Annotated in this window: 27 protein-coding genes; 4 read left to right on the forward strand and 23 right to left on the reverse strand. The window is 70.1% G+C overall.

Going from position 1 to position 25896, the window contains the following annotated elements; genetic code table 11:
• The first annotated feature begins 4 nt into the window (after window positions 1-4).
• The gene (locus P0R32_RS10625; RefSeq protein ID WP_276236945.1) at window positions 5-973 is read left to right on the forward strand and encodes a nucleotidyltransferase family protein; all 969 of its coding nucleotides are present in this window, start codon (window positions 5-7) and stop codon (window positions 971-973) included.
• A gap of 41 nt (window positions 974-1014) precedes the next feature.
• On the opposite strand, the gene P0R32_RS10630 is transcribed toward P0R32_RS10625, so the two are convergent.
• On the reverse strand, window positions 1015-1755 hold the full coding sequence (locus P0R32_RS10630) for a diphthine--ammonia ligase (RefSeq protein WP_276236947.1): 741 nt from the start codon (window positions 1753-1755) through the stop codon (window positions 1015-1017).
• A 91-nt stretch (window positions 1756-1846) separates the two neighbouring features.
• Here P0R32_RS10630 and P0R32_RS10635 point away from each other — a divergent pair, with 91 nt between their 5' ends.
• Complete coding sequence (locus tag P0R32_RS10635) at window positions 1847-2923, forward strand: M48 family metallopeptidase (RefSeq protein WP_276236948.1); 1077 nt, start codon at window positions 1847-1849, stop codon at window positions 2921-2923.
• Window positions 2924-3050: 127 nt separating this feature from the next.
• On the opposite strand, the gene P0R32_RS10640 is transcribed toward P0R32_RS10635, so the two are convergent.
• The 13 genes from P0R32_RS10640 to folP form a co-directional block, all read right to left on the reverse strand.
• The gene (locus P0R32_RS10640; RefSeq protein WP_276236949.1) at window positions 3051-3995 is read right to left on the reverse strand and encodes a phosphoadenosine phosphosulfate reductase family protein; all 945 of its coding nucleotides are present in this window, start codon (window positions 3993-3995) and stop codon (window positions 3051-3053) included.
• Between the two features lie 131 nt (window positions 3996-4126).
• Complete coding sequence (locus P0R32_RS10645) at window positions 4127-5110, reverse strand: phosphoadenosine phosphosulfate reductase family protein (RefSeq protein WP_276236950.1); 984 nt, start codon at window positions 5108-5110, stop codon at window positions 4127-4129.
• A gap of 134 nt (window positions 5111-5244) precedes the next feature.
• Window positions 5245-5805 (reverse strand): DUF7110 family protein, encoded by a 561-nt coding sequence (locus P0R32_RS10650; RefSeq protein WP_276236951.1) that lies wholly within the window; start codon window positions 5803-5805, stop codon window positions 5245-5247.
• A gap of 176 nt (window positions 5806-5981) precedes the next feature.
• Window positions 5982-6329 carry a glutaredoxin family protein gene (locus P0R32_RS10655; protein WP_276236952.1) on the reverse strand — a complete coding sequence of 116 codons (348 nt, stop codon included), beginning with the start codon at window positions 6327-6329 and terminating at the stop codon, window positions 5982-5984.
• Between the two features lie 69 nt (window positions 6330-6398).
• Window positions 6399-7214, reverse strand: a complete 816-nt coding sequence (locus tag P0R32_RS10660; protein WP_276236953.1) for a hypothetical protein — start codon at window positions 7212-7214, stop codon at window positions 6399-6401.
• Window positions 7215-7223: 9 nt separating this feature from the next.
• Window positions 7224-7868 carry a transcriptional regulator GfcR gene (gene gfcR, locus P0R32_RS10665; protein WP_276236954.1) on the reverse strand — a complete coding sequence of 215 codons (645 nt, stop codon included), beginning with the start codon at window positions 7866-7868 and terminating at the stop codon, window positions 7224-7226.
• Window positions 7865-8926 (reverse strand): glucose 1-dehydrogenase, encoded by a 1062-nt coding sequence (locus tag P0R32_RS10670; protein ID WP_276236955.1) that lies wholly within the window; start codon window positions 8924-8926, stop codon window positions 7865-7867. The genes gfcR and P0R32_RS10670 overlap by 4 nt, the downstream gene beginning before the upstream one ends.
• 235 nt (window positions 8927-9161) lie before the next feature.
• Entirely contained in the window at window positions 9162-9623 is a 462-nt protein-coding gene (locus tag P0R32_RS10675) for a GNAT family N-acetyltransferase (protein WP_276236956.1), read from the reverse strand.
• Window positions 9624-9675: 52 nt separating this feature from the next.
• On the reverse strand, window positions 9676-10452 hold the full coding sequence (gene psmA / locus P0R32_RS10680) for an archaeal proteasome endopeptidase complex subunit alpha (RefSeq protein WP_276236957.1): 777 nt from the start codon (window positions 10450-10452) through the stop codon (window positions 9676-9678).
• Window positions 10453-10456: 4 nt separating this feature from the next.
• Window positions 10457-10993, reverse strand: coding sequence for an Rpp14/Pop5 family protein (locus P0R32_RS10685; protein WP_276236958.1), 537 nt, complete (start codon window positions 10991-10993; stop codon window positions 10457-10459).
• 13 nt (window positions 10994-11006) lie between these two features.
• Window positions 11007-11666, reverse strand: coding sequence for a class I SAM-dependent methyltransferase (locus P0R32_RS10690; RefSeq protein ID WP_276236959.1), 660 nt, complete (start codon window positions 11664-11666; stop codon window positions 11007-11009).
• Window positions 11647-12381 carry an RNase P subunit p30 family protein gene (locus P0R32_RS10695; RefSeq protein ID WP_276236960.1) on the reverse strand — a complete coding sequence of 245 codons (735 nt, stop codon included), beginning with the start codon at window positions 12379-12381 and terminating at the stop codon, window positions 11647-11649. Before P0R32_RS10695 ends, P0R32_RS10690 begins: the two co-directional genes overlap by 20 nt.
• Window positions 12378-14897, reverse strand: a complete 2520-nt coding sequence (gene folP, locus P0R32_RS10700) for a dihydropteroate synthase (RefSeq protein ID WP_276236961.1) — start codon at window positions 14895-14897, stop codon at window positions 12378-12380. Before folP ends, P0R32_RS10695 begins: the two co-directional genes overlap by 4 nt.
• Window positions 14898-15086: 189 nt before the next feature.
• On the opposite strand from folP, the gene P0R32_RS10705 reads away from it, so the two are divergent.
• Complete coding sequence (locus tag P0R32_RS10705; RefSeq protein WP_276236962.1) at window positions 15087-15254, forward strand: DUF1059 domain-containing protein; 168 nt, start codon at window positions 15087-15089, stop codon at window positions 15252-15254.
• 42 nt (window positions 15255-15296) lie between these two features.
• Here the strand turns inward: P0R32_RS10705 and purH are convergent, their stop codons facing one another.
• Window positions 15297-16886: a bifunctional phosphoribosylaminoimidazolecarboxamide formyltransferase/IMP cyclohydrolase gene (gene purH / locus P0R32_RS10710; protein WP_276236963.1), complete on the reverse strand. Its 1590-nt coding sequence runs from the start codon at window positions 16884-16886 to the stop codon at window positions 15297-15299.
• Window positions 16887-17064: 178 nt separating this feature from the next.
• Here purH and purB point away from each other — a divergent pair, with 178 nt between their 5' ends.
• Entirely contained in the window at window positions 17065-18453 is a 1389-nt protein-coding gene (gene purB / locus P0R32_RS10715) for an adenylosuccinate lyase (RefSeq protein WP_276236964.1), read from the forward strand.
• A gap of 147 nt (window positions 18454-18600) precedes the next feature.
• On the opposite strand, the gene P0R32_RS10720 is transcribed toward purB, so the two are convergent.
• The 8 genes from P0R32_RS10720 to dapA all read right to left on the reverse strand — a co-directional run bounded on the left by P0R32_RS10720 (window position 18601) and on the right by dapA (window position 25769).
• Entirely contained in the window at window positions 18601-18954 is a 354-nt protein-coding gene (locus P0R32_RS10720) for a helix-turn-helix transcriptional regulator (RefSeq protein WP_276236965.1), read from the reverse strand.
• 85 nt (window positions 18955-19039) lie between these two features.
• A complete protein-coding gene (locus P0R32_RS10725) occupies window positions 19040-19771 on the reverse strand; it encodes an NRDE family protein (protein WP_276236966.1) in 732 nt (243 codons plus the stop codon).
• A 61-nt stretch (window positions 19772-19832) separates the two neighbouring features.
• Window positions 19833-21050 (reverse strand): M20 family metallopeptidase, encoded by a 1218-nt coding sequence (locus P0R32_RS10730; protein ID WP_276236967.1) that lies wholly within the window; start codon window positions 21048-21050, stop codon window positions 19833-19835.
• Window positions 21047-21982, reverse strand: coding sequence for a diaminopimelate epimerase (gene dapF / locus P0R32_RS10735; protein WP_276236968.1), 936 nt, complete (start codon window positions 21980-21982; stop codon window positions 21047-21049). Before dapF ends, P0R32_RS10730 begins: the two co-directional genes overlap by 4 nt.
• On the reverse strand, window positions 21979-23253 hold the full coding sequence (gene lysA, locus P0R32_RS10740; protein WP_276236969.1) for a diaminopimelate decarboxylase: 1275 nt from the start codon (window positions 23251-23253) through the stop codon (window positions 21979-21981). The genes dapF and lysA overlap by 4 nt, the downstream gene beginning before the upstream one ends.
• Complete coding sequence (locus P0R32_RS10745; RefSeq protein ID WP_276236970.1) at window positions 23250-24095, reverse strand: 2,3,4,5-tetrahydropyridine-2,6-dicarboxylate N-succinyltransferase; 846 nt, start codon at window positions 24093-24095, stop codon at window positions 23250-23252. Before P0R32_RS10745 ends, lysA begins: the two co-directional genes overlap by 4 nt.
• Window positions 24092-24817, reverse strand: coding sequence for a 4-hydroxy-tetrahydrodipicolinate reductase (gene dapB, locus P0R32_RS10750; RefSeq protein ID WP_276239394.1), 726 nt, complete (start codon window positions 24815-24817; stop codon window positions 24092-24094). Before dapB ends, P0R32_RS10745 begins: the two co-directional genes overlap by 4 nt.
• A 40-nt stretch (window positions 24818-24857) precedes the next feature.
• Complete coding sequence (gene dapA, locus P0R32_RS10755) at window positions 24858-25769, reverse strand: 4-hydroxy-tetrahydrodipicolinate synthase (RefSeq protein ID WP_276236971.1); 912 nt, start codon at window positions 25767-25769, stop codon at window positions 24858-24860.
• Window positions 25770-25896 lie beyond the last annotated feature (127 nt).

Raw genomic sequence — 25896 nt, forward strand, 5'->3', positions numbered from 1 at the left:
CTGCATGAAAGCAGTAGTGCTCGCAGGGGGGTACGCGACCCGGATGTGGCCGATCACTCGCAACCGGCCGAAGATGCTCCTCCCCGTCGGCGACGGCACCGTTATCGACGAGATATTCGCCGACTTGGAGGCAGACGACCGCGTGGACGAGGTGTTCGTCTCGACGAACGAGCGGTTCGCCGAGGAGTTCGAGTCGTACCTCGCCGACTCTGCGTTCGAGAAACCGACCGTCTCCGTCGAGGACACCAGTGCCGAGTCGGAGAAGTTCGGCGTCGTCGGCGCGCTCGCGCAGTTGATCGACCGGGAGAACGTCGACGACGACCTGGTGGTCGTCGCCGGCGACAACCTCATCTCCTTCGACGTGGCCGAGTTCGTCGACTTCTTCGAGGAGAAGGGGACGCCCGCGCTGGCGGCGTACGACGTCGGGTCGCGCGAGCGCGCGAAGAGTTACGGGCTCGTCCAACTCGACGGCGACCGCGTCGTCGAGTTCCAGGAGAAGCCCGAGGACCCCAAGAGCACGCTCGTCTCCATCGCCTGTTACGCCTTCCCCCGCGAAACGCTGGGTGACTTCGACGAGTACCTCTCCGACGGCAACAACCCCGACGAGCCCGGGTGGTTCATCCAGTGGCTCCAGTCGCGCCAGCCGGTCCACGCGTTCACCTTCGACGAGGCGTGGTTCGACATCGGGACGCCCGCGAGCTACCTCGACGCCGTCTCGTGGTACCTCGGCGGCGAGTCGGTCGTCCACCCGGACGCCACCGTCGAGAACTCGGAAATCGGCGACAACGTGTACGTCCTCGCGGGCGCAGAGATCACCGACTCGACCGTCGAAGAGTCGGTCGTGTTCCGCAACGCCACCGTCCACGACGCGGACGTCCGGCGCAGCATCATCGACGAGGAGACGGTCGTCGACGGCCTCGACCTGTCGGGTGCACTCGTGGGCGCTCACTCGAAGCTGACGAACGAGGAGTAGCCCCGCGAACTGCGGATTTTGTGGACTGGTCGGTTCGGTCGCTACTCGTCCCCCAGCCGCGCGTCCGTCACCCGGATCCGACCGCGGGTCCCCTCCCACTCGGTGTCGTACGTCAACTCGATCGGGCGGGCCATGTGCGGTCCGTCGGTGACGAACGTCTCGAACTCCCCACCCTCGCCGAGGATGTGGACGCCGTACTCCTCGTTGAGCCGCTCCAACTCCGCGAGCGCCTCGTGGTCGAGCGTCCGCCCGAGCCACGACTCGTCGAGGCCCGCCGCCGCCACCTGCAGGATAGTGATCTCGAAGCCGGCGTCGAGCATCGCCTCCGCGAGTTCACGGGGGTCCTCCTGCCACAGCGGCGCGAACAGCTCGATCCCCAGGCGGTCGCACATCGCCTCGATCCGACTGGTCTGGAACTCCGACTCCACCGCGCCGGCGGTGACGCCGGCCAGCGGTGTCTCGGCGGCGATCGCCTCCAGCGCCCGCTCCATCGGTTCCAACTCCGTGTCCCCTTGCTCGCCGGAGTCGACGGTCTCGCTTGCCGCGAAGTCGTCGGGTTCGACCTCGGTCAGCGGCAGGCCGATGCTCTCGGCGGCCAGTCGGGCTAGGCGCGTCTCGGGGACGTGGTACATGTAGGAGTCGCCCGCGGGGTGGACCGTCAGCAGTCGCTCGACGGGTAACCCCGCCTCCAGCGCCTGGTACACCGCCCACGAGGAGTCCTTCCCGCCGGAGAACAGCCCGACGTACACGCCGTCCGTCGGCGCTTCGGCGTCGTCGCTCATACCGTCGGTACGCGACGAGGCGACCTTACGGGTGACGGTTCGTCTCGCCCACCGACAGTCGTTTGCCGGGGGCGCGCGTACCAGTCGTGGTATGAGCGGGTCGCCGCGTCTACGAACGGGCCTCCGGTCGGCGATGGTCGTCGTCGGCCTGTTCACACTCGCGTTCTACGCCGTCGCCGCGGCGCTCGTCTGGGAGGCCGCCCGGTTCGTGTGGACCAACCGACCCGACCTCCTCACGGTCGCGGCAGTGTTCCTCGCCGCGACGCTCGTCTCGGGGTTCGTGACGTACCGACTCGGCACGGGTCGGACACTCGCCGGACTCGACGCGCGCGAACTCCCTCGGTCGACCGCCCCAGTCGTCCACCGCGTCGTCGACGACCTCGCCGCCGCGATGGACGTCGACCGGCCGCGGGTGTTCGTCGCCCGCCTCGGCGAGCCGAACGCGCTCGCGATCGGCGGCCACGACCCCGCGCTGGTCGTCGACTACAGTCTGTTCGACGTGCTCACCGCCGCAGAACTTCAGGGGGTGCTGGCGCACGAGTTCGCGCACATCGAGGGGCGCGACGGTCTCGTGCAGACACTCGGCCACAGTCTCGTGCAGACGCTCGTCGGGACGGTCGCACTCGCACTCGCTCCCGTGGCGTTTCTCGCCGGCGGTTTCGCTCGCGGCGTCGCACTCGTGCGCGGGGCGCCCGACCGGTGGCACCGCACGCTCCCCGGTCGGGTGCGCGTGTCTCTGGAACGAGTGTTGACCCTGCTGTTGTTCGGGCTGACGCTGCTGTTGCGCGCCTACTCGCGTCGTCGCGAGCACGCCGCCGACGATCGTGCGGTCGACGTGACGGGACGACCGCTCGCGCTCGCGAGCGCCCTGCAAAAGATCGACGACGCCAGCGAGTGGTCGTTCCCGTTCGCGCCGCTGTACCGACGGTCTGCGTTCGAGGAGACCACGCTCGCACGCCTGCTGTCGACGCACCCGCCGATGGACGAGCGGATCGCACGTCTTCGCGAGCGCGCTGACGGAGCCGAGACCGCTGGGCTCGCGTCCGACGGTCCTGACGGCGCCGACGGCCCTCGCGCTGCTGGAGTCGCTCCGCCCGAACCCGTGCGCCCGGTCAGGCCCAACCGAAGCGACGACGGGTGGACGCGGGTTCCGATCGAGGACCGCTGACACCACACCACGAGCGATAGGCTGTGGAGTCACGTCGGATCGAGTCGCACCGGGTCGCATCGAACCGCAGGAACCCACGAGTCGCCCTCGGCGACCCGTGCGCCGGTCGATACACCGTTCCCGGTCGCTACATATACCCCAGATCTCGCAGGTGTGACATCAGGTCCTCCTTGTCCTGTGCGCGACCCGCGCGTTCGCCGCCGTCGCCGAGCGACTGGAGCCACGCTGGCTCGTCGGCGGTCCGCGCGGATCCGGCCTCGGTGCCGAGTGAACGGTACCCCTCCCAGTACTTCGGTGAGATTGGCAGGTCCGCCGGGTCGACCCCGGTCGGCAGGTCGGCCGCCGACGCCGGGACGAGTCCGACCGGGTAGTCGGGCGTCGTCTCGGGCACGACGACCGCCCACAGCGCCGCCCACACGTCCGCCTCCGAGAAGTCGAGGATCGGGTGGACGCGGACGTGCTCGGGCGTGTAGTCGTCGCCGCGGGGCGACCGTACCTGCTCGTCGGCGCGGGCGTCGCTCTCGTCACTCCGAACGCCCGTGAGCGCCGCGTCGAACCCCTCCTCGCGGAGCAGGTCGTTGAACGCGACCGTCTTCAGCAGATGGTTGCCGGCCATGGAGTCGGCGTCGACGACCAGCGTGTCGCCCTCGTGACCAACTCGGGTTAGTTCCGCGCGCACGCGCGAGGAGAGGTCGTCGAGGCTGAGTTCGGTCCCCTGCTCGTGGCTCGCGACTTCCTCGAGTCGGGCGACGTGGAGGTCGAGGTCCCACTCGTCGGTCCACCGGTCGACGAACGCCCACGTCTCCTCGAAGTGGGCGCCGTGGTCGACGAAGATGACCGGGGGAGTCGGTTCGTCCCGCTCGGCCGCGACCCGGCGGACGAGGTGGAGGACGAGCGTCGAGTCTTTCCCACCCGTCCACGGGACGACCGGTCGCTCGAAGTCGGCGAGCGCGTCTGCGACGATGGCCGCCGCGTCGTCGAGTTTCGCCGCGAGGTCGGCGTCGAGGTGGTCCCACGCGGTCGTCGGTCCGCCGGCGCCGCCGTCGCTGTCAGTCGCTGATGAATCAGTCACGAGCGCCTCGTAGCCGGGTGTGGCTATCAGTAGTCGCTGGCTACCGGCCTCGGCGGTGTCGGTATCGTGCGATCGCGTCGCAAAAAGTGGTGTGTCGACGGTCGCGATTTTGTGTCGTCAGTCGCCCGTCGTCACATGTAGCCGAGGTCGCGCAGGCGCTCCATCAGGTCCTCCTTGTCCTGGGCGCGGCCCGCGCGCTCGGTCGTGTTCTCCATGTCCTGCAGCCACGCCGGCTCCTCGGCGGACTTGTCCGTCGAGATCTCCGAGCCCAGCGAGCGGAACCCGGCGAAGTACTTCGGCGAGACGGGGATGTCCTCGATCTCGATCCCCTCCGGCAGGTCGTCGAAGCCCTGCGGGACGTAGCCGTCCTCGGGGTAGCCCTCGACGGTCTCCGGGACGACGAAGTACCAGAAGGCGTCCCACACGTCGGCCTCCTTGAACTGGAGGATCGGCTGGATGCGGTCGTGCGGCGGGTAGATGTCGGGGTCGTGGCGCGGCGAGAAGAACGTCTCGTCGGCGCGCGCCTCCTGCTCGTCCCAGCGGATGCCGGAGATGATGCCGTCGATGTCCTCGCTCTCGAGGGTGTCGTTGAGCGCGACCGTCTTCAGCAGGTGGTTGCCGACGTACGTGTCCAGCAGGAACGGGAACGTCTCCTCCTCGTACTCGAGGATGTTGCGGATGTGGTGCTGGTTGTGCTCGGAGAGCGCGTCGACCGGGATCTCGTCACCCGGTTCGAGGTCGTTCTCCTCGACGTAGTTGCCGACGTCCGTGTTGCGGGCCCACTTGACTTCGAGGTCCCACTCGTCGGCCCAGTGCCGGACGAAGTCCATCAGCTCGTCGAAGTGCTGGTAGTGGTCGATGAAGACGGTCGTCGGCAGCTCCAAGTCGTCGTTGGCCTCGACGACCTCCTTCACGAAGTACAGCGTGAGCGTCGAGTCCTTCCCGCCGGTCCACATCACTGCGGGGTTCTCGTACTCGCGAAGGCCGGTCTCGACGACCTCCAGTGCCTTCTCGAGTTTGTGCTCGATGCTCGGGTAGTTCTCGGGGGTCTCGCCCTCCCCGTCGGTGTAGTCGACGCTCAGGTACTCCGGGAACTCCATCTGTGACTCAGCCATGCCTAATAATGAGATATAATTAGAGCAGTAAAGGTCTTGTGACCGACCCTACCGGGTCGCTCGGTTCCGCGCGGCGTTCGAACGGCTCCACCGGTCGCGGTGGCTCACGGAACGGTGCTGGTTCGGCAGTCGGATCAGCTGATGAACTTGTTGTCGCGCCACTCGACGCCGCCCTTCTCGCCACTGCGGTTCGGCGTCTCGACGACCTCGACGCTCGCGGGACGTTCTTCGCCCTCGACGATTCGGTGGGCGCGCAGTTCGCCGTCGACCTCGGTGATCGCGGTGAGGGTGCCTTTCTCGGACTGGAGCGCGATCTCACGGAGCACGAGGAACATCGGGTACTGCAGCGCCGTGTTCTGGAGGACGGTCTCGCGGTCGCCCTTGAAGCAAGCGAACTCGACGAGTTCGGAGGGAATCTCTTCTTCCTCCTCCTGCATCCAGCCACCGCCGGTGCGGGGCGGCTCCTCCTCGTAGACGCGCGTCTCGGAGACGCTCGCCTTCAGCTGTGCGGTCGGGGTGTACTTGCCGATCGACTCGTCGTTGGAGACGGCCTTCAGGATGAGCGTGTTGTTCCGCCGGGTGATGTCGACGTCCTCGACACCCTCCGGAAGCTCGGGATCGCTCGCGAAGTGGTCCTGAAGGTCTTCGAGTGGCAGTTCCAGCGTCGAGTGAAGTCGGTATACGCGGCCTGTCATGTGTGGGGTTGTGGGGAGCGGTGGGCGCGTCGAAGTGCCGCGGCGTCCCGCGGCTACTCATCTGATCCGTCCCTACTCGCCGGTATCTACGAGCCGGACCGGTAAAACATCTGTCCCCGACGGTGCCTCATAAACGGTCGCTGTCGACGTCGCCGCTCTCGGGCGATCTGGGTGGGTTACGCCTCGACCGAGAGCGTCTCGGCGAGTTCGCCGCGCTCGTCGAGTTCGGCGAGGATGTCGCTGCCGCCAACGAACTCGCCGTCGACGAACGTCTGCGGGATGGTCTCCCACCCGCTCTCGGCCTCCAACGCCGACCGGAACTCCGGCAGGGCGGGGAGCACGTCGATGGTCTCGAAGTCGTCGACGTGCTGGGAGATGAGCGCGACCGCGCGCTTGGAGTAGCCACACTGGGGCATCAGCCGGTTCCCCTTCATGAACAGCACCACGTCGTTGTTCGCGAGGGCCTCCTCGACGCGCTCGGCGGCCTCCTCGGCCGTCAACTCGCTCTGGGGCTGGAACGTCATGCAACGAGATAGGCGACTCCCGTTCAAAGGCGTTGCGTCGATGGCACGCCCACGCGAGCCGGCGCGCCACTAGCCGGTGACGGCGTACCAACCGAAGATGACGGCGAACACTCCGGCGAGGAGCAACATCCACGTGGCGAGCGGGAGCACGTCGGGCGGCGCGAGGAGGAAGAACCCCACCGACAGCGCCATTATCCCGACGGCGAACACCGCCGCCGTCACCCGTACCGGCCGCGACAGTGAGTGCCGGTCGTCCGCGTCGGGCGACTCCGCGGGTCGGAGCGACGGCTCGGCCGCCGTGAACGCCGCTTCAGAGAACGTCGCGAGTCGCGTCGCCGTCGGTTCCCCAGGATAGTACCGGAGGAGCACCACCACCCGGTCACCGAGCAAGACTGACCGAACCGACCGGATCGAGTCCAGCGGGAGGTCCTCGCCCGCGTACTCGACCGTCCCGGTCGCGGGGTCGACAGTACCCTCACCGGTGAGGAGCGCCGATGCGAGCACCAAGAGGACGCCGAGCGCGAGCAGTGGTCCGAGGAGCCACGTCCCGCCGACGACGGCTGCCACCGCATGGACGACCGCACCGCCGGCGAGGGCGAGCGCCGTTCTCAGTCGACCGAGCTTTGGGGTCCGGAGGCGCTGCGTCCGCAGTGCCGCGAATTGGGCGCGGTTGACGGCGACGCCGACGGCGACGACCACCGCTCCGCCGGCGAGCACTGCCCAGTTTCCGTCCACGGATTCGAGGACCGCGAACGCCGCCAGTATCGCGAACGCGGCGACGAACAGGCCGCCGAGCAGTCCGACGCCGGCGAGCGCGAGCGAGCGGCACACCGGGTCGGTGTCGGTTGAGAGGTCCCACCGGACGGGTCCAGTGGTGGAGGACACCAGACCGACTTACTCGCGCCCGACGCCGACCACGTTGATCAGCGAGTAGACGGGGACGCCGGCGACCTCGTCGAGGCCCTGTTTGTCGACGATGACTACGCAGGCGACGGGCTTGCCGCCCTCCGCCTTCACGGCTTCGACCGTCTCGGTGAGGGTGGTGCCGGAGGTGACGGTGTCGTCGACGATGTAGCACTCGCGGCCCCGGATCGTCGCGAAGTTGCGCGAGAAGCCGCCGCCCACGTCGTCGATGTCGCCCTCGTCCCACTGGTGTTTCGCCGGCGCGTACGCCGCCAGATCCGTGTCGAGTTCGCGTGCGATCGTCGTCGCCAGCGGCGTGCCGGCCTTCTCGATACCGACGGTGAGGTCGACCTCCTCGCCCTCCTTGGCGAGCAAGTCGGCCATGGCCCGACCGACGTGGGTCAAGCGCGTGGAGTCGCGACCGACCGCCGACCAGTCGACGTGGATGTCCTGCGGCCCAGACGGCCCGGCATCGTCGGCGACGTCGTCGCTTCCAGCAGGCTGGGCGCCCGACCGCTCGACGAGCCACGACGCCGTCTCGCGGGAGACGTTCAACTCGTCGGCGATCTCGCCCTTCGAGAGTCCGCGCTCGGCCAACTCCGCCGCGTCGTCGATGAGGTCGTCGACGTTCTTCATCGTGTGCCGAATTCCACCGCCGTCTTGATAGTGGTGTCGTCGTCGTCGAACGCTCGCTCGAACTCGTCGAGCCCGTACACGCCCGTCACCAGCGCGTCGGTGAACCACTCGGGGAGGGCCGCCACCGCCTCGACCGCGCGCTCGAAGTGACGGACGTTGGAGTTCACCGACCCCACCAACGCCTTGTTGTGGAGGACGAGTTCGCGGTGGAGCGCGCCACCGTCGACCTCGAACGTCCAGTCGTTCGGGACGCCGAGGAGCGCCGCCACGCCGTTGGGCGCCAGCGCCTCGATGGTCTGGAATGCGTGCTTCGCGTAGCCGGTCGCCTCGTACACGAAGTCCATCGCCTCGAACGCGCCCGGCACCTCGTCGACGGGCGTCTCCCGTGAGTCGACGTACGTGACTCCGAGGTCGTCGAGGATGTCGAGCGTCGGGTCCGGTCGGTCGCGCCGACCGAGACAGTACAGCCGTTCGAACGAGTTGTCGAGCATCGCGAGCGTGAGCAGGCCGAGGCTGCCGTTCCCGAGCACGAACGCCGACTCGGGGTTCCACTCGAACGCCGACCGACTCGCGCGGGCGTGCTCGACTGCCTTCTCCGTGATCGACGCTGGCTCGACGAGGAAGCCCAACTCGGCCAACTCCGGCGGACAGTTGACGAGGTGCTCGGCGGGACTGGTGAAGTACTCGGCCATGAAGCCGTGGGCGCCGTCGATGCCCCGCTCGTGGTACTGTCCCTCGGGCGCCATGTCCGGTTCGCCTCGCGCGAAGTACTCGTTCGAGCCGTTCGGTCGGCGACGGACGGTCGGCACGACCACGTCGCCCTCCGAGAGTCCGGTGCCGTTTGCGTCGACGACGACGCCGACGGCCTCGTGGCCCAACACGATGTGGTCTTCACCCTCGGGGTAGCCACCGTGATTCCCCGAGATGACCTCGTAGTCGGTGCCGTCGACGCCCACGCGGAGCGTCCGCACCAGCGCCTCGCCGTCGGCCGGGTCAGGCCGCGGCTTCTCGATCAGCGAGGGAGCCTCCTCCCCGCGACGAACCGCGATAGCGTGCATGCCGCCGACTACCACGCGAGGCGGCAAAAGGCTTATTCTATCGTGAGTAAATTATTTCGCCAGCGGCGGACCCCCGGGGCACACGCCAGTCCCATGTCGGTGCTCCGACCGAAGACCACCACAGCTACCACACCACTGGTCCGCCGCGTCCCGTCCTATCGAGCCGTCGGCTCGCCGGTGGGATCGCGCCCGGTCGTGGCCGGCTGACACGCCGCTCACCTCCGTCGGTGATCGCTCACTCTACTCGTCTGTACATCCCCTTCGAGACGGGTGCCGTCTCCGCGTAGCCCGCTCGCTCGTAGAATCCGTCGACGTCGGCGAGGAGATTCACGTACGCACCGGCGGGGGCGTCGTCGTCGATCCACGCGTCGACCGCGTCCAACAGGCGCGTTCCGAGGCCCCGTCGCTGGTGAGCCGGCGCGACCGCCATGTCGCAGACGTGGTACACCGACCCGCCGTCGCCGACGACGCGGGCCATCCCGACGACCTCGCCGTCCGGGTCGCGCGACTCGACGGCCGTGCGTGCGTCGACTGGTGCGTCGATGTCGACGACGCGGCAGGCGTACAAGCTGTTCGGGAGGCCGCGCTCGACACCCGTGCGTGGCCGCTCGGCCATGTCGGCCGCAGCGCGGAGTCGCTGGAACTCGTCGACGGTCGGCGGTCCGTCCCGGACCTCGTATCGGGCGCTGTCGCTCACGTCGGCGAGTCGACGCGGGTCGCGAAAACGGTGGGGGTCGGCGGGTGCCGGACTACTCGTCGACGGGTTCGTCGCCGTCCTCGGACTCGGCCTCGGGGGCGGCCAGCAGGCTGAACTCGTCGAGGTACCCCTCGATGGACGCGGCGTCGTGGTCGACGTACTGCTCGTCGCCGACCTCGATCGTCGCCAGGCCGACACCGTCGGGTTCGAGCCCCGTCTCCTCGCCGGACTCAGACAGCGCCGAGAGGGCGAGTTCGATCCCTTCCTCCAGGGTGAGTTCTTCGTGGTACTCCGCTTCGAGGTGTTCGCGCACGTCGGCGCGGTTCGCGCCGATGGACAGCGCCTTCCACTCGTAGGGGGTTCCCGAGGGGTCCGTCTCGAACAGGCGCGGTTCGCCGTTCTCGATGCCGCCGACGATGAGCGCGACGCCGAACGGGCGAGCGCCGCCGACCTGCGTGTACTGCTGGATGTGGTCGGTGACCGTCTTCGTCAGCGTCTCGATGCCCATCTCCTCGCCGTAGCGCAGGCGGTTCACCTGTGCCTGCCGACGGGCGAAGTCGATGAGTTGGCGTGCGTCGGCGACGTGACCCGCGCTGGCGATGCCGACGTGGTCGTCGATCTTGTGGAGTTTCTCGACGGAGGCCGGCTCCATCAGCTCCGAGCGCGAGCGCTTGTCCGCCGCGAGCACGACGCCCTCGGCCGTGCGCACCCCGACGCTCGCCGTGCCTCGTTTGACCGCTTCGCGCGCGTACTCGACCTGGTAGAGGCGACCGTCCGGGGAGAAGATAGTGATCCCCCGGTCGTACGCCTGCTGTTGTTGTCCCTGCATTGTGTCAGTTGTCGTCCGAATCCGCGCCGTTCGCCGGGTCGGACCGCCCCGGTACGGAGGTGTCTGTGTCCGTCGCGCCCACGTAGCCGTCTCCCGTCACGACGTCGACGGCGCCGTCGTCGCGCCGACGACCGGTGGCGCGCACGTCGCCGGGAGCGAGCACGACGGTGCTCTCGTCACCAAATCCGCCCGCGCCGCCTAAATAGCTTTCCTCACCGGCCCGTATCGTCCCCGAGACGGCGCGTACTCGGAGGCCGATCGGCTCGCCGTCGACCTCGTCGACACACGCCAGCGCGGCCCGAGCGCGCTCGACCTCGCCGCGCCGGACGCGCACGACGGCCGCCCCCGAACCGTCGGCGAACCGGAAGCGGACGACCGTCAGGTCGGCGTCGGCGCTCCCCGGGTCGCCCAGGAGGTTCTGGGCGGCGTACCACACCTCGCGCTGGAACGGGCCCCGCGAGAGGGTCGCGTCCGCCCACGACTCCACCTCGACTACGAGGTAGCGCCACCGCGGTCGGAGGTGTTTCGGGAGGTGTTTCACGCCGGGTCCCCGTTCACGTCTCCCGGTCGGCGGTGACGACGCGCTCGGCAGTGATCACGCCGACCTGGTCGTGGACGCGGTCGACGTGGGTCACGGCGTACCCCGCGCTCGTGAACATCTCGACGAGGCTCCCGACCGTCGCCGGGTCGTCGACCTCGGGGCTGTAGAACGGATCGGAGGGGTCCGGTTCCTCGAAGAACATCACGTCGCCGAGGACGATCCGACGGGGACCGGCCGACTCGTCGCCGTCGGCGCTGCCGCCGTCGAGCGCCGCCCACGTCTCGATCGCTTCGCGCTTCTCGTCGTCCGCGAGGTGGTGGAGCGCGAAGTTCGAGGTGACGACGTGCGCCACGCCGTCGTACTGCGGGTCGCGGAACTCGCCGTAGTCGAACGCGACGTTCTCGATCCCCGCGTCGGCGGCCTTCTGCTCGGCCTGCTCCAACATCCCCTCGCTCACGTCGCGTCCGACGACGCGTTCGGCGTCGGCAGCGAGTGCGAGCGCGATGGCGCCCGTCCCGGTGCCCAGGTCGAGGACGGTGTCGGTGTCCGTCGGCGCCGCCCGCTGGATCACGAGGCTCGCGCACGCCTCGTACTCCTCGCTGTTCTGCTCGTCGTCGTAGTCGGCGGCGATCTCCGAGAACCGCGCCGCGTGGTCAGCGATCGACTTCTTCACACCTGTCGACTCGGACCCCCGGGGAAATGAACTCGGCGGACAGCCGTTCGCGATTGCGCGCCGCCAGTCGTCCCCACTCGGCGAGGCCGTCGCGCACCCAGTCCGGGTCGAACCCCAACTCGCGACCCAGCGCGACGAGTTCGCGCGGTCCCCGCACGTGGAGGTGGGAGGCGGGCCGGGCGCTCACGACGTACGGCGCGTCGTAGTGCCCGACGATCTCTCGGAGTTTGCGGAGCCCTCGAAGCGCCTGCACTCGCGCCCCGCCCGACTCGCGCAGCGCGGGCCCGAAGTCGAACTCGACGCGCGTCCCGTGGGTCGCGGCGGCCTTGGCGAGCACGTGGTTGAACCCACCGTCGCCGGACAGCGGCGCCGCGAGCACGTCCACCCGGTCCTGCTCGACCGCGAACCGGTTGAGCGCGTTCGTCCCGCCGCGCACGAGCACGAGCGGGTAGTCCGGCCGGAAGTTGCCGACGGCGCCGCTGGCGGACGACGGTTCGTCGGCGACCACCTCGACGGCGGGCACCACGTCCACGCCGTACCGCTCCCGGAGGGCCTCGGCGTCGAACTCGGCGGTTCGGGTCCGAACGACGAGGCCGTCGTAGCCGTACCGGCGCGCGGTCTGCGCGAACCGTGCGACCGTCGCGTCGCCCTCGGGGTAGGCGGTGACCGCCTCGTACGGACCCACGTCGTCGGGGTCGGCGGACGCATCGCTCACGCGTCGTCCCCGCTCTCTGCCCCGCCCACGGCGTCGAAGCCCTCGGGGTCGGCGACGGCGCTCGCGACCCTGACGGCCGCGACGTTCTCGGCGGCGTCGTGCACGCGGACGATGTCTGCGCCGTTGGCGGCCGCCAGTGCCGTCGCCGCGACCGTGCCGTTCGGCGCGTCGCCGGGCGCCTCCCCGGTCAACGCGAACATCGACTTGTGCGAGTGGCCGACCAACACCGGACAGCCCAACGCCTCGAACTCCCCGAGTCGACCGAGCAGTTCGAAGTTCTCGCGAGGCGTCTTCCCGAAGCCGAGCCCTGGGTCGACGATCACGTTCTCCCGGAGGATGCCGGCCTTCTCAGCCAGGAGGACGCGCTCGCCCAACTCGGCGATCACGTCCTCGACCACGTCGTCGTACTCGACCTCCTTGTCCGGGACCACCGGCGCGTCGATGCTGTGCATGACGATCACCGGCACGTCGCGGTCGGCGGCGACGAAGCGCATCTCCGGGTCCGCGAGGCCGGTCACGTCGTTGAGCACGTCCGCGCCGGCGTCGAGCGCCGCCTTCGCCACCGCGGCCTTCCGCGTGTCGACCGAGATCAGCGCGTCCGCGTCGGCGACCGCCTCGATGACGGGGACGATCCGCGCGATCTCCTCGTCGACGGGCACCTCGTCGGCGCCCGGGCGGGTCGACTCCCCGCCCACGTCGATGATGTCCACGCCGGCGTCCACGAGCGCCTCCGCCTGCGCCAGCGCGTCCGCCTCGTCGAAGAACTCTCCGCCGTCGTGGAACGAGTCCGGCGTGACGTTGAGGATCCCCATCACCGCAGTCCCGTCGTCCCACGGGTACGTCGTCGACGTGGTCGCCGTGGGGGCGCCGTCACCGACCGTGTCGGCGAGCCCGACGCGCTCGCGGAGGTCGGCGGCGACGCCCGACAGGCCGTGCCCGCGGTCGGCGAGCGCGTCGACCAACGCAGCGAACTCGGCGTGGCTCCCGGAGAGGACGACCTCTGCGAGTTCCCCGCCGCCGACGCCGCTGACGCCACAGGCGACGCCCGCGCGGGCCGCCTCGCGTCGCAGGTGCGTCGCCTGCGTCTCCGACACTCCGGTCTTCACCGTCTCGTGGACCGCCTCCGCGGCGGTCTCGTCGACCTCGTCGTCGGGGACGTTCGCGTCCGCGAGCGCCGCCCGCACCGCGCGTTCGTCGGGGAACGACTTCGGGACCACCTGTCGCGTCCACGCGGTGCGGGCCTCCGCGACGCAGAACAACGACCCCGTGAGCAGCACGCAGTCGTCGGCGTCGGCGACCGCCCGGGCCTCCGCCAGCGCGTCCGCGACCGACCCACCCGCGGTCACGTCGGCGTCCCACGCGCGCTCGAACACGCGGGCGAGCACCTCGGGGTCCTCCGCGCGGTCGAGCGTCGGCGCGCAGGTGTACACCGTGTCGGCCGCGGGGAGCGCGGCGGCCATCTCGTCGTGGTCTTTGTCGTGCATCGCGCCGAACACGAGGTGGAGGTCGTCGTACTCGAACTCGGCGAGCGTCTCCGCGAGCGTCTCGCAGGCGGCGGGGTTGTGCGCGCCGTCGAGGACGACGAGCGGGTCGGTGCGCATCACCTCGAACCGGCCGGGCCAGTGGGCGTTTCGCAGGCCTCGTGCCAACGTCGGGCCGTCGGTGACGCCCAACTCGCGCACGAGTGCGGCGGCGACGCCGGCGTTCGTCGCCTGGTACGCACCCAACAGGGGGACGCGCGTCTCGACGGCCCACCCGTCGCCGACGAGCGCGACCAGCGACTCCTGTGGGCTGACGGCTCCCTCGTACGTCGCCGACAGGTCCGCCTCCTTCGCGGGCGGGCCGGCGTCGGGGCCCGCGACGGTGACGACGTTGCTCCCGCGGTCGCCGGCCACCTCTCGGACCGTCGCCAGCGCGGCGCCGTCGGTCGCGGTGACGAGCGGGCCGCCGGCGGGCGCGACCTTCGCTTTCGTGCGCGCGATCTCTTCGACGGTGTCGCCGAGCACGGCGGTGTGTTCCAGCGAGACGTTCGTCACGGCGGCGGCGACGGGGTCGACGACGCTCGTCGCGTCGAACTCCCCGCCCATGCCGACCTCCAGCACGGCGACGTCGACCCCGGCGCGGTCGAAGCGCCACAGCGCCAGCGCGGTGACGACTTCGAAGAACGTCAGCGGCTCGCCGTCGGCGGCCCGCTCGACCAGCCACGGCTTCGCGGCCTCCACGAACGCGGTCACCTCGGATCGGGGGACGGCTCGACCGTCGACGCGGACCCGCTCGCGGAGGTTCTCGAAATGGGGCGAGGTGTACAGGCCGACGCGGCGCCCGTCCTCGCGGAGGACGGACTCGACCATGCGGGCGACGCTCCCCTTCCCGTTCGTCCCCGCGACCTGGACGAAGTCGACCCCCTCGTGAGGGTCGCCCAGGTGGGCCAACAGGTCGCGCACCGACTCGGTGCCCGGCTTGACCTGGAAGCGCCGGAGGTCGAAGAGGAAGTTCGCCGCCTCGTAGTAGCGCATGTCACCACGGATTCGGGGCGCGCGCTTATGGCTAACGGGAGCGGACCCGCCGCGATCGTGTCGCGGCCGGCACACGACAACGGCCCACTGGGACACTGAACGTTCACCGCTGTACGGTCGACCTACTCGACTCTCGCCCCTGTATAACAACGGACGCCCGACCCGTCTATCCGGCTGGTGAGACACATCATGGCACACCAGATCTCCTGTGAAGACGCTGGGATGGACTGCGCGTTCGTGGTACAGTCCGAATCAGACGACGAGCTCGTCGAGATGGCGTTGCTGCACGGCGAGAACCAGCACAACGTCGAGATGAGCGAGGCGGACGTCCGCGAGTTGATCAAGCCCGCGGGCTGATCCGACCGTCAGTCGTCCCCCGAGCTCCGTTTTCTCCGACCGTCAGTCGTGGCGGAACGCCCGGTCGCCAGTGAACACCATCGCCATGTCGTGTTCGTCAGCCGCGGCGATCACCTTGTCGTCGTTCACGGACCCGCCGGGCTGGATAACCGCCTCGATGCCGGCCTCGGCGGCCTCCTCGATGCCGTCCGGGAACGGGAAGAACGCGTCCGAGGCCATCACGGCGCCCTCGGCGGACTTGCCCTCGGCGTCCTTCTCGGCTTTCATCGCGGCCAGCGTCACCGCGTCGACGCGGCTCACCTGCCCCATCCCGACGCCGACCGTCTCCGTGCCGGTGGCGAACAGGATGCCGTTCGACTTCACGTGCTTCATGACGCGCCACGCGAACAGCATCGTCTCGATTTCGTCGTCGGTGGGGGCACGCTCGGTGACGACCTCCAGATCGTCGCGTTCGGGCGCCTGCAAGTCCCGCTCTTGCACGAGCCGCCCGCCGACGATGGGCTTCTCCGTGAGCGTCTCCGGTCGTTCGGCGAACGTGGCTTCGTCGCCCACGTCGAGCACGCGGAGGTTGTCCTTCGAGCAGAGCACGTCGAGCGCGTCGGCGGAGTAGCCGGGCGCGACGACGACCTCTTTGAACGAGTCGACGATCAGTTCCGCCGTCTCGGCGTCGCACTCGCGGTTGAGGGCGACGATGCCGCCGAAGGCGGACTTCGCGTCCGTCGACAGCGCGTCGGCGTACGCCTCGGCGAGCGTGTCGGCGGTCGCACAGCCCGCGGGGTTCGTGTGTTTGATCACCGCGGCCGCCGGCTCGTCGAACTCCTTGACGAGGTTGAGGGCGCCGTCGGCGTCGTTGTAGTTGTTGTACGAGAGCTTCTTGGCGCCCTCGTTGAGCTGGTCGGCGCTCACGACGTTCGCCTCGTCACACGTCGTGTCGGCGTACAGCGCGGCGTCCTGGTGGGGGTTCTCCCCGTAGCGCAACTCGCGCACGCGGTCCTCGCTGGTCGTCCGGCGCGCCGGGAACTCGCCGCCGTCGTCGCCGTCGACGTGGACCTCGTGGGCGTCGAGGTCGACCGAGACGCGGTCCTCGGCGAACCACTTCACCGCTCGCGGGTACGCCGCGAACTCCGCCTCGTACAGCACGCGTTCCTTCAGGTCGGCCTCGGTGTCGCCCTCGTACACGGGGACCGTCTCCTGGGTGACGATGGGACCGCCGTCGACCTCCTCGGTGGCGACGTGGACGGTACAGCCGGTCTGGCGGACGCCGGCCTCGAGGACGCGCTCGTGGACGTCGTTGCCGGCGAACGACGGCAGCAGCGACGGGTGGACGTTCAGCGTCGTCGGCGTGGCGTCGAGGAACGTGTCCGTCAGCACGCGCATGTAGCCGTCGAGACAGACCATGTCGAAGTCGTAGTCGGCGAGCGCGTCGAGGACCCGCTCCTCGTGGGCTTCCCGCGCCTCGCCGTCGTCGCGCTCGACCACCTCGGTCGCCACGTCGCGTTTCGCCATCGCGTCGAGCACCGGCGCGTCGCCGTCGTTCGTGAGGACGACCGACAGTTCGGCCCCGCCGGGGGCTCGGTCAGCGATGTTCCGGAGGTTGCGCCCGCGGTTGCTCGCCATGCCCGCGATCTTCATACGCGACGACTCCCGCGCCGCCGGTAAGGGCGTTGCGGTCCAGTGCCGCAACTTATGCACGAACGCGCATCGTATCGGCGTTCGACGCGCGACTGTGGCAGGTCCGTATGCACGCACGTGGTGTCTCTGGCACCGAGCGACCGAAACCGCTTTGCCGCGAGCGGCAGGACCGCCGGACATGGACATCGCCCGCGAGGACCCCCTCGCCGCGGTCTCGCCGCTCGACGGTCGCTACGCCGGTCGCACCGCGCCGCTCGTGCCGTACGCCAGCGAGGCCGGACTGATCCGCGCCCGCGTCGAGGTCGAAGTCGAGTACCTGCTCGCGCTCGCCGACGAGCCGGGCGTCGACCTCGCGCTCGACGACGGAGAGCGCGCCGACCTCCGCGCCGTCGTCGACGACTTCTCGGCTGACGACGCGCGACTCGTCAAGCGACTGGAGACGGAGGGCGCCGAGGGCTACTCGGCGACCAACCACGACGTGAAGGCGGTCGAGTACTTCGTGCGGACGGAGACGCCCGAGCGCCTCCACCCGTGGATCCACTTCGGGCTGACCAGCGAGGACGTGAACAACCTCGCCCACCGACTGCTCGTGAAGCCAGCCGTCGAGGAGGTGCTCGTCCCCGAACTGCGCGGCCTGCGGGACACACTCGTCGTCGAGGCACGCGAGCACCGCGACGTGCCGATGCTCGCGCGGACCCACGGCCAGCCCGCGACGCCGACGACGTGGGGGAAGGAACTAGCCGTCTACGCCAGCCGCCTCGCGACGACGCTCGGGCGCGTCGAATCCGCCGCCGACTCGCTGTCTGGGAAGCTCGCCGGTGCCTCCGGCACCTACGCCGCCCACCGCGCCGCCTACCCCGACGTCGACTGGCGGTCGTTCTCGCGGGAGTTCGTCGGGTCGCTCGGCCTCGACCACACGCCGCTCGCGACGCAGGTGAACCCCTGTGACGACCTCGCGGTGCTGTTCAACGCGCTCCGCGGCGTCAACAACGTCCTCCTCGACCTCGACCGCGACGTGTGGCTGTACGTCTCCGACCGCTACCTCGGGCAGGAGGCGGCCGCCGGTGAGACGGGATCGTCGACGATGCCGCACAAGGTGAACCCCATCGACTTCGAGAACAGCGAGGGCAACCTCTCGAAGGCGAACTCCGACTTGACGTTCCTCGCGGACTACGTCACCACCTCGCGTCTCCAGCGGGACCTCTCGGACTCCACCGTCAAGCGGAACGTCGGCGCGGCGCTCGCGCACTGTCTCATCGGCTACTCGAAGACCGCCGCGGGGCTGGCGAAGGTCGTCCCGAACGAGCAGGTGATGCGCGAGGAGTTGGAGGAGACCCCCGAGATCATCGGCGAGGCCGTCCAGACGATCCTGCGGCGCGAGGGTGACACCGCCGCCTACGAGCGCGTGAAGGAGTTGACCCGCGGGAAGCGCGTCACTATCGAGGACTTCCGCGACTTGTTCGACGACCTCGACGTGGACGAGTCCGTCCGCGAGGAACTGCACGCGCTGACGCCCGCCGGCTACGTCGGCTACGGCGGGGACCTCGTCGACGAACTGGACGACTGACGACGACTGACGAGGAACGACCTCGCGCCCGTCCGACCCCCAGGCGGTATCGGGGGTAGTCGCGGTGTTCCGGTCGGTCGCGCCGTCGCTACGGAGCGTGACCGAACGGACAGCAGAGATCGAGAGCGACGCCGCGAGAACCGTCTTCTAGTACTCTTCGTACGCGAGATTCATCAGCCACTGCGTGAACGCGTCGGAGTTGGGGTCGATCTCCTCCTCGCCGATGAACGGCGAGAGCATGTCGCCGGCCATCAACAGCGCGAAGTCCAGGTCCTTGGCCGTCGGCGCGAGGAAGTACGTGTTGTGGCCGTTGTACACGGTGTCGTCGCGCTCGATGAGACCCAGATCCTCGAGTTTCTCGGCGATCCGGCTCCCCTTGCGCGAGGAGACGTCGAGTTCCTTCCAGAAGTCGGACTGGTGGATTCCACCGGTCTCGCGAACGAGTTCGAGACCGGCGTACTCGTCCTCCCCGAGTTCGGCTTCGGCGTCGGAGGCGCTCATACTCCCACCAACGACGTCGCCCCCGTTTACCCTTTCCCTTCCGACACGGACGCTGGCCGGTCGCCCGCCCGCCTCCCGCCCCGAGTCAGCCGTCGATGGTGATCGGTTCGAAGGCGGTCTCACAGGGCGGCCCGTCCGCGTGGTCGTAGCGGATGCCCTCGTCGCCGACGCCGACGAGCGTCGAGGAGACGGTGCCGTAGCCGTTCTCGTGGAGACACACGCCGAACTCGTGGTCACCGAGCGCCGCACCCGCGCGGTCGAGCCACTGGTCGGCCGTCTCGCCCCGTTCGGGGTGGAGCACCGTGCGCAGTCGAGTCGCGTTACGCGCCTCCGCGGGACCGAGGTCGGGGTCGCGCTCGGGGCGGAAGAAGCGCCCGTCGTAGCCGAGGTTGCCGACGACGTGGACGCCGGGCAGGAACTGCGTCACGGTGAGGTAGCCGTCCCACTCCAGCAGGATGGCGTTGCGCTCGTCGGCGACGACGAGGTTGAAGCCGTCGTACTCGTACTGGCGACACGATTCCTCGACGAGCCCTGCAGCCTCGCTCGCCGAGTCGGCGTGGAGACAGTCGTCGACGAGCAGGCCGCGCGAGCGTTCGCCCGCCAGTCCCTCGACCCAACGGTTGGTGATACCGACGAACAGGCCGTCGCGGGTGACGCCCATCCACGTGCCGCCCACCTGAGCGTCTCGCGGCGCGATGACGCCGTCGCCGCGGTCGGCAGGCGGCTCACTCGGTCGGTCGAGTGCCTCGTCACGGTTCGCGGCCACGGCGACCGGTGCATCGTCGAACACCCGCCACGCCAGCGTCAGCGTACACATGTCTCTCGATACACCACCGGGACAGAAAGCGACGACGGTCGTCACACCCCGGTGACAGGCGTCACCCGACCAGCGTCGCCACCGCTCGCCGAACCGTCTCGGCGGCGTCGCGTACGCGGTCGACGCGAACGTACTCGCGCTCGCTGTGGGCGACGGCACCGACCTCGTCCGCGAGGTGGCCGGGACCGAACACGACCGTCGGCGCGGGCGAGAAGTACGACGCCTCCGTCGCCGCGCCGAACGGGCGAACCTCGCCGTCCCCGTCGCCACCGACCCCACGGGCCGCATCCGCCACCGCAGTCACCAGCGGATGGTCGGGGTCGGTGTCGAACGCCTCCAAGAACGGCGTCGGGCGCTCGGTGAGCGCGAAGTCGACGCCCACGTCGTCGGACACCGCGTCGCGGACCGCGGTTTCCAGCGACGACCGGAATCCCTCTGCGGTCTCCGGCGGCACGGAGCGGCGGTCGAGGGTCACCGTCGCGGCGGCGGGTACCTGGTTCGTCGCCTCTCCCCCCGCGACACCCGTGGGGACGAGCGTCGGCCCGCCGAGCATCGGGTGGGCCTCGGCGCCGTCGTCGAACGTGCGGACCGCCGCGAGCGCGTCTTCCAGCGCGGCGACGGCGTTGACTCCCGACGCCGGTTCGGCGGCGTGGGCCGCCGACCCCGCGAGCGTCAGGGTGCCTTCGAACCGCCCGCGTGCGGCGACGCACACGTCGCAGTCGGTCGGTTCGCCCACGAGGTACAGGTCCCCGTCGACCGGGTCGACCGGGCCGTCGGGGTGGTCGTCGTCGCGCCCGCGGACGAGCGCGTCCGCCCCCGTCGACAGCGTCTCCTCGTCGGGAGTCACCGCGAGCGTCACACGCCCAGCGTCGGGATCGACGCTGAGGAACCCAGCCAGCAGGGCCGCGAGCGGTCCCTTCGCGTCGCACGACCCCCGTCCCCGGAACACCTCGCGGCCCGCCTCGTCGGTGTCGCGCTCGAAGTCGACGTGCGGCGGGACGGTGTCGATGTGGGTGTTGAGCACGAGATGTGGGCCGTCCGTGGCCGCATCAGGATCTGACGCGGACCGCGTCGCGCGGACGTTGCCCGCCGCGTCGACCCACGGGTCGACTCCGTGGTCGGCGAGCGTGTCGACGAGGAACTCTCGCATGGCGTCGGGCGACTCGTGTGACTGGATCTGGACCGCCTCCACGAGGAACGCGACCGGGTCGAACGACTCGTCGGTCGCGTCGGCCGCGTCAGCGTCCTCGGTGTCGGCGGCATCGGGTGCGTCGCTCATCGTTCGCCCTCCGGAACCGGCAAGTCGACGGTGAACTCCCGCGCAGCGGGTCCGGTGAGCGTCGCTGGGCCGTCGTCGGGGACCGTAATCTGGAGCGTGCCGCCGGGTGGCGACACCGCCAGCGCCTCGCGGTCGGTGGACCCGAGTCGCCGAGCGACCGCCCCGACCGCGACCGCGCCGGTTCCACACGCGAGCGTCTCTCCCTCGACGCCGCGCTCGAAGGTGCGCTGGTCGAACGTCCCGTCGCCGGTGTCGGCGGCGAGCGTCACGTTCGCGCCCTCGGGGAACACCGCTGCGTGGCGAACAGGCGGTGCGACCGCGTCGAGGTCGACCGCGTCCACGTCGTCGACGAACGCGACGGCGTGTGGCACACCGGTGTCGACTACCGACACCGTCAGCCCCTCCACGACCGTCTCGATTAGCGGCTCCTCGCGGTCGGCGGCCAGCGGCACGTCTGCCGGCGCGAACGACGGGCGGCCCATCTCCACCTCGACGGTCACCTCGTCAGAAGCGTCGTCGTCGCCGGCGGTGACGGTCGCGCGTCGCACGCCCGCGGGCGTGTCGAGGTCGACGACGTTCGCGCCGGTGCGCTCCCGGACCCACGCCGCCGCACAGCGGGCGCCGTTGCCGCACATCTCGGCGATGGAGGCGTCCGGTTGGACGAGCGTCATCGTCGCCCGTGCGACGCCCTCCTCCTTGCCTCCGTCGCCACCGTCGTCGGTGATGTCCATGAACAGTACGCCGTCGGCACCGGTCCGGTCGTCCCCCTCGACGCCTGTCTCGCGGTCGCAGTGGTGGACCGCGAACGCGCCGCGGTCTGGCACGCCCGCGGCGTCTGCGGCGTCGACGACGAGGAAGTCGTTGCCCGTGCCGTGGTACTTCACCGCCGGGACGGTGTGTACGTCGGCATCGGTATCGGCGGCGTCGCTCACTCCGAGCCACCTCCCCGTTCCAACCGCGTCACGCCGTCGAGCGTCTCGCGCTCGCGGAGCACGTCGCCGTCGAGGGTGACCTCCGCGGGTCGCGGCCGGGAGTTGTACGTCGACGCCATCTCGTAGCCGTAGGCGCCGGCGTTGCCGACCGCGAGCAGGTCTCCCCGCTCCGGCACCGACAGCTCTCGTCCGTCGCAGAAGGTGTCGCCCGTCTCGCAGATCGGACCGGCGACCGTGACCGGTCCGCGCCCCCGCCCGCCGTCGGTGTCTGCGTCGAGGTTCCGGATGGCGTGGTACGCGTCGTACATCGCCGGGCGCAGGAGGTCCGTCATCCCGGCGTCGACGCCCGCGACGGTCGTGTCGGGCGTCGGCTTCACCGTGTTCACCGCGGTCAGCAGGACGCCCGCGTCTGCGACGACGTAGCGGCCCGGTTCGACCGCGAGCGCGGCGTCAACGTCGCCGAGCGCCTCACGGGTCGCGGCTGCGACCGCGTCGAGGTCGAGCGGTGGGTCGTCCTCGTGGTACGGCACGCCGAAGCCGCCGCCCACGTCGACGTACTCCAGGTCGCCGACCTCGCGAGCGAGGTCGCCCATCCGCGCGACCAACTCCCGGTGGGCCGCGAGGTCGTCTTCGCCGTGGATACCCGACCCGGCGTGGGCGTGGACGCCGACGACCTCGAAGTCGTCGCGCGCGTCGGCAACTACGTCGGCGGCGCGGTCGTACGGCACGCCGAACTTCGCGGCGGCGCCCGTGCGCACCTTCTCGTGGTGGCCGGCGCCGATGCCGGGGTTGACGCGGACGCAGACGCGTCCGTCGAAGCCGCGCTCGGCGAGGCGGTCGAGCGTGTCGCGCGCGCCGACGGTGATCGTCAGTTCGGGGTGGGCAGTCCACCACTCGACGACGAGGTCGAGGTCGCGAGCGGGCGGGTTGACCGCCGTGTAGTGGAGTCGCTCGCCGGCGAATCCGGCGTCGAGCGCCCGTCGGACCTCGCCGGCGGAGGCACACTCGGCGTCGATTCCCGACTCGCGGACCGTCTCCAGCACCGCCCGACCGGTGTGGGCCTTCACCGCGTATCGGATCTCGGCGTCGGGGAAGGCGTCGCGGAGGCGCACGCAGTTCTGTGCGACCCGGTCGAGGTCGGTGACGTACAGTGGCGTTCCGTGGTCGGCCGCGAGGTCGCGCAGGCGGTCGGCGTCCCAGTCGGCGAGGCGACGCACGGCGGGGCCGCCCGAGGCCTCCTCGGTCGCGGGGTCCGTCGCGTCCGCGCTCATTCGCGCAGCGCGTCCTCCCGCTGCGTCGCCTCCAGCGTCTCCGTCTCTACGTCGGTCGCGACGACTGCCGGCTTGTACGCGCCGCCGTCGAACAGGTCGTGGTCGCTCACGCTCGACTCGACGAACCGCGTGAACGCGCGGCGGTTCTCGGGGAGGTGACCGTACACGACTTCCTCCTCGACGAGGTCGTACACCGGGATCCGCGGGGTGAGCAGCGTGTTCTCGCCCACGATGGAGTTCTCGCCGACGCGGAAGCCGGAGGTGACGCGACAGCCGGCGCCCAGCGAGACGCCGTCCTCGACGATGACGGGTGCGTCCTCGACCGGTTCGAGCACGCCGCCGATCAGCGTGTTCGCCCCCAGCTTCACGTTCTCGCCCAGTTGCGCACAGGAGCCGACTGTGTCACAGGAGTCGACGAGCGTGCCGTCGCCAACGTACGCACCGATGTTGACGAACGACGGGCTCATCATGATCGTGTCGTCGCCGAGGTGAGCGCCGCGGCGGAGCACGGTGCCGTCGGGCGTGTTGCGCGCACCGCGCGCTTCGAGGTCCTCGGTCTCGCGCAACGGGAGCACGTCGTAGTAGCCGACGCCACCGTACTCGCGGCGCTCGGTCTCGCGGAGGCCGAAGTTGAGGAGCACGCCGCGCTTGACCCACTCGTTGGCCTCCCACGAGTCGACGCCGTCGCCGGTCTTGCGGGCGGCGCGGACCTCGCCCGCCTCCAGGGCGTCGAGGAACTCGTCGAGGGTGCGTCGGTCGTCGGCGTTCGCGTCGGTCGCGGTGAGGCCGTCGTCGTAGCGGTTCCACAGGTCGTCGATGTCGGATTCCAGTGTCGTCGTCATTCGAGTACCTCCGTGAAGTCGTAGGCGCCGGCGTCGCGGCCGGCGAGCCACGCGGCGGCGTCGAGCGCGCCGGCGGCGAACACGCGCCGAGAGCCGGCGCGGTGCGTCAGTTCGAGCACGTTCTCGTCGCCCGCGAGCAACACCTCGTGCTCGCCCGCGATGTCGCCCGCACGGCGGGCGTGGACGCCGATCTCACCATCGGTGCGAGGGGAATCGCCTTCCCGCCCGTGGACTCGCTCGTCCAATTCCGGGCGCGCCGCCTCGATGTCGTCCAGCAGGGTGAGCGCGGTGCCGCTCGGGGCGTCGACCTTCGCGTTGTGGTGCGTCTCGGTGACCTCCACGTCGTAGCCGGGGAGCGCCGCCGCCGCCTCCGACACCGCTCGGCGGAGCGCGGCGACCCCACGCGAGAAATTCGACGCGCGGAGGACGGGAACGGTCCTTGCGGCGTCGGCGAGCGCGGCCTCCTGTTCGTCGTCGAAGCCGGTCGTCCCGACGACGCAGGCGACGCCCGCCTCGGCGGCCGCGGCGACGTACTCCACGCTGGAGTCGGGGCCGGTGAAATCGACGAGCACGTCCGGGTCGCTGTCGGCCAGCAGTGCCGGCAGGTTCGTGGCGTCGTCGACCGCGACGCCTTCGACGGGGTCGACGGGCGAGCGGTTCACCGCGAGTGCGACGTCGCAGTCGTCGCGGTCGTTGGCGGCGGCGATCACCTCCCGGCCCATCCGACCGTCGGCGCCTGTCACGGCGATTCGGGCCGGCACGTCAGGCCTCCGTCGCTGTCGCGTCGGCGTCCTCCAACTCGGCGAGCAGTTCCGTGAGCACGCGCAGCGTCTCGTCGCTCCCGCGCGTCAGCGGCGGACGCATCTCGGCGGGGCCGTAGCCGCGGATGGCCATCGCCTCCTTCACCGGGATGGGGTTCGTCTCGCGGAACAGCGCCCGCGTCAGCGGGCCGAGGTCGTGGTGGATCGCACGGGCCGTCTCGAAGTCCTCCTCCAACGCGGCGTGGACGAGTCGGCTCGTGCGCTCGGGTTCGACGTTCGCGACGACCGAGATGGTGCCCGTCGCGCCCATCGACATCACGGGCAGCGTCATGCCGTCGTCACCCGAGAGCACGTCGAACGTCTCCTCGCGGGTGCGCTCGATGATCTCCGAGATCTGGTTCGCGTCGCCGGAGGCCGCCTTGTACCCCTGGATGTTCTCGTGGCCCGCGAGGTCGACGATGGTGTCGACGTCGAGGTTCGAGCCGGTCCGACTCGGGACGTTGTACACGATCTGCGGGATGTCGACGGCGTCCGCGATGGTCGCGTAGTGCTCGTACTGGCCGGCGGGCACGGGCTTGTTGTAGTACGGCGAGATGAGCAGGGCCGCGTCGGCGCCGGCGTCGGCGGCGCGCTCGGTGAGGTCCAGCGCCTCACGCGTCGAGTTCGAACCGGTGCCGGCGATGACGGGCACGTCGACGGCGTCGACGACCGTCTCGACGACCTCGGCGTGTTCGTCGTGCGTCAGGGTGGCCGCCTCGCCGGTCGAACCGACCGGGACGAGGCCGTCGACGCCCGCGTCGGCGAGGCGTCGCGCGTCGGCTGCGAGCTGTTCGTGGTCGACCGCGTCGGTGCCGTCGGTGAACGGTGTCGTCATCGCCGGGTAGACGCCGGCGAAGGTGTCGTGGTGGATCATGGCTGTCGTGTGTGGTGTGGTTCGCTTGGTGTCGGATTCGGGTGTGCTGTAGACGAGCGGACCGCAGACCGGAACTCACCCCCGACCGGACGCTACGCCTGGCCGAGGACGATCTCACACACGTTTC

The sequence above is a fragment of the Halobaculum marinum genome (assembly GCF_029338555.1).
Taxonomy (GTDB): domain Archaea; phylum Halobacteriota; class Halobacteria; order Halobacteriales; family Haloferacaceae; genus Halobaculum; species Halobaculum marinum.

Coding starts and splice junctions, on each gene's coding strand:
- P0R32_RS10625 (WP_276236945.1), top strand. CDS start 5: ATGAAAGCAGTAGTGCTCGCAGGGGGGTACGCGACCCGGATGTGGCCG.
- P0R32_RS10630 (WP_276236947.1), bottom strand. CDS start 1,755: ATGAGCGACGACGCCGAAGCGCCGACGGACGGCGTGTACGTCGGGCTG.
- P0R32_RS10635 (WP_276236948.1), top strand. CDS start 1,847: ATGAGCGGGTCGCCGCGTCTACGAACGGGCCTCCGGTCGGCGATGGTC.
- P0R32_RS10645 (WP_276236950.1), bottom strand. CDS start 5,110: ATGGCTGAGTCACAGATGGAGTTCCCGGAGTACCTGAGCGTCGACTAC.
- P0R32_RS10650 (WP_276236951.1), bottom strand. CDS start 5,805: ATGACAGGCCGCGTATACCGACTTCACTCGACGCTGGAACTGCCACTC.
- P0R32_RS10655 (WP_276236952.1), bottom strand. CDS start 6,329: ATGACGTTCCAGCCCCAGAGCGAGTTGACGGCCGAGGAGGCCGCCGAG.
- gfcR (WP_276236954.1), bottom strand. CDS start 7,868: ATGAAGAACGTCGACGACCTCATCGACGACGCGGCGGAGTTGGCCGAG.
- P0R32_RS10670 (WP_276236955.1), bottom strand. CDS start 8,926: ATGCACGCTATCGCGGTTCGTCGCGGGGAGGAGGCTCCCTCGCTGATC.
- psmA (WP_276236957.1), bottom strand. CDS start 10,452: ATGCAGGGACAACAACAGCAGGCGTACGACCGGGGGATCACTATCTTC.
- folP (WP_276236961.1), bottom strand. CDS start 14,897: ATGCGCTACTACGAGGCGGCGAACTTCCTCTTCGACCTCCGGCGCTTC.
- P0R32_RS10705 (WP_276236962.1), top strand. CDS start 15,087: ATGGCACACCAGATCTCCTGTGAAGACGCTGGGATGGACTGCGCGTTC.
- purH (WP_276236963.1), bottom strand. CDS start 16,886: ATGAAGATCGCGGGCATGGCGAGCAACCGCGGGCGCAACCTCCGGAAC.
- purB (WP_276236964.1), top strand. CDS start 17,065: ATGGACATCGCCCGCGAGGACCCCCTCGCCGCGGTCTCGCCGCTCGAC.
- P0R32_RS10720 (WP_276236965.1), bottom strand. CDS start 18,954: ATGAGCGCCTCCGACGCCGAAGCCGAACTCGGGGAGGACGAGTACGCC.
- P0R32_RS10725 (WP_276236966.1), bottom strand. CDS start 19,771: ATGTGTACGCTGACGCTGGCGTGGCGGGTGTTCGACGATGCACCGGTC.
- P0R32_RS10730 (WP_276236967.1), bottom strand. CDS start 21,050: ATGAGCGACGCACCCGATGCCGCCGACACCGAGGACGCTGACGCGGCC.
- lysA (WP_276236969.1), bottom strand. CDS start 23,253: ATGAGCGCGGACGCGACGGACCCCGCGACCGAGGAGGCCTCGGGCGGC.
- P0R32_RS10745 (WP_276236970.1), bottom strand. CDS start 24,095: ATGACGACGACACTGGAATCCGACATCGACGACCTGTGGAACCGCTAC.
- dapB (WP_276239394.1), bottom strand. CDS start 24,817: ATGGGCCGGGAGGTGATCGCCGCCGCCAACGACCGCGACGACTGCGAC.
- dapA (WP_276236971.1), bottom strand. CDS start 25,769: ATGATCCACCACGACACCTTCGCCGGCGTCTACCCGGCGATGACGACA.